The sequence below is a fragment of the Enterovibrio nigricans DSM 22720 genome (assembly GCF_900167155.1).
GTDB classification, from domain to species: domain Bacteria; phylum Pseudomonadota; class Gammaproteobacteria; order Enterobacterales; family Vibrionaceae; genus Enterovibrio; species Enterovibrio nigricans.
In genome coordinates this window covers 1-4780 of record NZ_FUXU01000149.1, presented here as the reverse complement: position 1 = coordinate 4780, position 4780 = coordinate 1, and the positions used below count along the sequence as shown (strand labels likewise).

The 4780-nt window shown below is 38.5% G+C and carries 2 protein-coding genes and 2 pseudogenes; 2 read left to right on the top strand and 2 right to left on the bottom strand.

The genetic code is table 11. From position 1 onward, the window contains the following. Positions 1-251 (top strand): annotated as a pseudogene (locus tag B5D35_RS22765) (IS5/IS1182 family transposase); the annotation flags it as partial. Positions 252-624: 373 nt separating this feature from the next. On the opposite strand, the gene B5D35_RS22755 reads toward B5D35_RS22765, so the two are convergent. Continuing rightward, positions 625-3516: an immunoglobulin-like domain-containing protein gene (locus tag B5D35_RS22755; RefSeq protein ID WP_078754698.1), complete on the bottom strand. Its 2892-nt coding sequence runs from the start codon at positions 3514-3516 to the stop codon at positions 625-627. Between the two features lie 240 nt (positions 3517-3756). Next, a pseudogene (locus tag B5D35_RS25130) lies at positions 3757-4277 on the bottom strand (DDE-type integrase/transposase/recombinase); the annotation flags it as partial. 285 nt (positions 4278-4562) lie between these two features. Here B5D35_RS25130 and B5D35_RS22745 point away from each other — a divergent pair. Beyond that, positions 4563-4780, top strand: a 218-nt coding sequence (locus B5D35_RS22745; protein WP_139367848.1) for a transposase, incomplete at its 3' end; no start/stop codon positions are given.

The following is a 4780-nucleotide window of genomic DNA, read 5'->3' as shown; positions in this document are numbered from 1 at the left end:
AACAAGGACACCCTCGCAATTTAGCAGTAGGTTGTCAAAAGCTCTACGGCTCCAACAAGAAGTGGAAAAAGCGGTATGGCTATCACAAGCGCTCACTATCAGAGACAGCAATGTACCGAGTAAAACAGCTGCTAGGTGGGAAATTAAGCCTAAGAAATTACAATGCTCAGGTTGGCGAGACTTACGCTATGATCAAAGCGCTGAACAAGCTTACAGGACTGGGTATGCCTGAAACTCAGTATATTGCTTAAGAACCGAACAACTTTAGGCTGCCATGTCTTCCAACCGAATTAAGCAACAAAGCCGTGGTGGAATGGGCTGGTTGCAACCCAAGCAAAGTGGTAATACGACTTTCAAGCGAACACCATCAAACATCGCCGCGTCCTATCCATACCTCGGTTAGGTCGTGAGGTGAGAAAGCGGCAGAGGTCTGTCATCACTGATCAGCAATATCGGTGGGCAATGCTCGAATATCAACAGCTGACACATTACTCCGGACTCGGAAAATTATGAGGGGATCCTTCAGATCCCCAATAAGGTATAGAGCCACTGTTAATCAATGCCTGATTATATTGCTTTCAGGTGCTGATTTTACACTCAGTTTTGCCTGTCATCGTCGCTCGATTATTGGTTCTGATAAACTGTCCGGCACTGCTGTTTAATCGAATTATTTAGGATGCAACATTGCCTAAAATACCAAATAATCCATAGCATAAACATATAAAAATATGATAACGCACCTCCAGAACCTCCATTTAACTTATTGAATACTGTAATTTCTCGCATTTTAATAGTCTCTTGGTTATCACTATCAAAGACTGTGTAAGTCACTTGATAAACACCGATTTTGTTCGTATTTACTTTTCCAATTAACTTTATTTTAGATGTAATATCTCCATCGTAGTCATCTTTAGCTGAAATATCACTGAGTAAATCAAATGTAGAACCCAATTCCACTTTAACATTTTCAACACCTTCTATTTCAGGCTTTTCTGAATATAAAGAAGATAACTTTGCATTCAATACAAGAGTTGAAATTCCATCACTAACTTCTACTCTAATGGGAGCTTTACTTATAAACCTTTCAGGAGTCGATACAGATAAGGAACTGCTAATTGAGCCATTTAGGAAAGGCATGTAGGGATTTGAAGTCCATTTGTATTTTAATGATATATTGTTTGGTATTGATATATCTTTTAACGAGATATCTACATTCTCACCACGAATATAATTAATTTCTTGTGGCATTTTGGCCTCAAGATGAACCATTGCAGGATGAGATAACACTTCTATTCTTGAGATCTGGCTGCTATTTGACCAAGGTGCATTGCCTGATGCGTTTTTAGTGTAAAAACGTCCATCATTTGTATGGAACCTAACTGAATAATTAGTTGGAATGTCAAAAGAAGATATAGTTCCAATTGAGCTAGCATCCTCAATATTAGATGTAAACATAGTTTTCGTTTCAGTTTGATTTGGGCCTGAATATACCGCTATCGCTTCATAAGGTGTTGGTGTTGGTATCTCTAAGTCTAATTTTATTTCAAGATTATTTACAAGGTTGTTATCAGGGTAATGAATAATTCTTAGAGGAAGAATACCTTTATACTTTCCCGAGAGTATGTTGGAATTATCATCGCTATGATACTCTACTTTTGCACGTATAACGGGCACTGGACAACCGCCACCCTGAGTGTTCATCGCAGTTCTTCCACATGCACCAATCTTATAAACCCTCACATACGCTGTTGCGAATTTGCCAGTGTTTTCTTCTTTTACTAGTAGTGGAAGTTTGTTGAATAAGTTATTATCATAATAACTTGAAGATACAGGGCCTTGAGCAGCATAAAACGTTGCAAGAACATTATCGCCATCGGATAAATTAATATCTATTCCGCTCTCACCGTAAAGTGAATTGTGCGTTATTTTTAATATGTCTGCCGTGTTTTCATCAAAAGGAAGCGAAAATGCATCAAACCAATTTTGAGTTATGGATGTTATTGAGTGCTGAATTAATTCACCTTCACTATTAAACACTTTTAAAGGAAGCCAGCTTCTACTAAAAAAACGATCATTTACAATCGGAGATGATATAAATAATTTTGTGTTATTTGCGTTGGGAATAATTTTATTAATTGGTAACTTCACTAGATCTTGTTCTATCCATGCTTTTATTGGCAAGTCGAATTTCTCGTCGGTAGTTATGACGCCTGTTATTTCATTAAGTTTCTTGAGGTGAATTAATGAATAGTTTTCTTTGTGTTCGATGTCAAGGTTTTCATTTTCAAAATAAACGGGCTGGTTGATATCCATTACTTCAGAAGTGTTTGTAATTGGTGAGTGATTAACATAACTTACGTTGATTTTTTCTTTAACCGGAGAGACTCTAGTAAAATTCTCAACTTTATTGAGCTTTTCTGGGAAATCTTTAATCATTTGATCAGTTCTGACTCCTTTATTTGCAGAGCCTACCGATGCAAAGTGCACACCTAAAATTTCTCCGCTATTATCGTCAATAACTGGCGAACCAGATGCCCCCCCACTTGTATCACAATTATAATATATTTCAGTATTCGTAATATTAACCAAAGAGCATTTTGAACCATCATCGTTTACACTGCCGATGATATTTCTCAATCCTCCTTGAGGTATAAATACTGCTTGACCAACCTTTGGTGATTGACGCGATAGAGCTAGACCTCCAAATAATGACTTTACCTCAGAATATTTGTAATCAAAGTCGTTCAGTTTAAAAAAATCATAATCTTGATTAGAAGCTCTATCGTGTCCAGAGAACAAAACTTCAGAAACTCTTATTCTAAGTGGGTCATTAAGCTCTGTGATTGAACCATCACAACTCTTGTGATACAAGTTGAATGAGGCGGTACCAAATTTTATTCCTGTATCACCTAAAACATGATGATTTGTTAAATAGAGATTTTCTGTGCCAATAGATGAGCCTGACCCAGCTCCAACTGCCATAGCACTTAAGCTTAGTGGATATATATATGTTCCCTTATAGCAAACTAATCGTCTTCGATCGTCTCTGGGACCAATAACTGATAATGAGTTCTTAATGTTTGAATTTTTTCTAGATTGTTTACCTAAATCATAAGATTCAACTAGCGTTAGCTTGGTTTCCTTTGATGGAGTTAATTGATCCTCAAAGTCAATGGCTAAATCTACACTTACTCCTCCGTAATATAAAAATGAAAATTCGCCTTCTACAATAGGGTATGTCTCGCTATATTCCGCATTATTTGAGATCTGTAACATTGCCCCACTAGGTATGTTTTCTCCTCTAAATAATAAACGTTTATCATTATTATTTTCAAAAGTAATACTTCTAACTACTCTACTAGAGCCATCCCACCCTTCTAGTAAGGGTAAATTAGAAGAAGGGTGGGAATACGTTAAACTTGTGTACATTGTAGAAAATAGAATAAAAGTGTGAAATATTGTCTTTATGGTTAAATTCATCATTTTGATATTTAATTTTTTAGAATTAACAATCATATCTTGGCCGTATAGTATTTATCAATGCTTCGTTATAGTTAAGTATTCATTCTTGACTATATTTCTTAAATATTAGACCTTTTCAGCGCAGTTTATGTAGCCTATAGGCTTTGTTTATCAAATCAGTCATCTAACGTACTGATCCAACGAAGATTACACCTGTTACTCAACTAGGTAACTCTCAGGGGCTTGTTGCAAAAAATGGTTGAGGATAAATGTTGTCAGGTCGTGTACCGGTGATCAGGTGAAAACGACTACGACATTGAACAACTCGTTCATAAAGACAGATCGCTCCCGTACCCGCTCTTTACGCTCATCACGACGTCATCAGAAATCAAACCGCCCCTTATTCAACATGCGGAGTGATTCAAATCCCTTGATGATGGCTCAGGCTCGATTATAGCGTTTGAAACCGTAGGTCGTAGTGATGAGTTTTTTTAACGGCGCATGGTCTGATTCAATGCGATTATTGAGGTATTTCACTTGCCGATGTGCCACATCTTCTCGCAGTAATCCTTCATCCTTAAGTCGGGAAATCGTATTGCCATAGGAGGAATGCTGGTCAGTATTAGGGGTCTTTGGTTGCCTGTCGTGTTTGTATTTTTTCAAACAATACTTTAGGAAACGATAAACGGCCTTTTTATTGATGGCACCGTACAGGTAGCGCCATTCCCCTTCACTTTGACGTAGGTTTCACCAAGCTGCCAATAGGTATCAGCGCGGATAAATTGATAACGACGGAATTTCATACGAAGGAGGGGAGTATTCGATAAACTATCAGTAAAATCAGCTACCTACGACGGAACTTGAAATGAGCTATCAGTTTTCGTTGTTTAAACAGGTACAGGTGACGTATTCTTGTCCGCCATGCTGCCCAACAATTCCCTCAAAGCCATGTTTCTAAACCACCATCAGTGGGAAGACTACCTCGCCCTTAACATGGGAAAAGTCCGTGATGTCGTCATCGAGAACGTCACCAAATGGCTCCGTTGCAAAGTTTTAAGTTTCAGGCAATCTAGTGTCACCTTCCTCGTCGTTTATTAAGCATGACTGATTTCAAAGGGCGTCACTTTTCTGGCCAGGTTATCCTCTGGGCCGTCCGTTGGTACTGCAAGTATGGGGTGAGTTACCGCGAACTGGCTGAAATGCTTGAGGAACGAGGTGTCGATGTCGACCACACCACTCTCTATCGTTGGGTGCAGAAATACGCCCCTGAGATTGAACGTCGGTTACGGTGGTACTGGAAGCCAACCCGGGCCACTTC

Bases quoted from the DNA above. Each gene is read 5' to 3' on its own strand.
- B5D35_RS22755 (WP_078754698.1), bottom strand. From the start codon at position 3,516: ATGATTGTTAATTCTAAAAAATTAAATATCAAAATGATGAATTTAACC.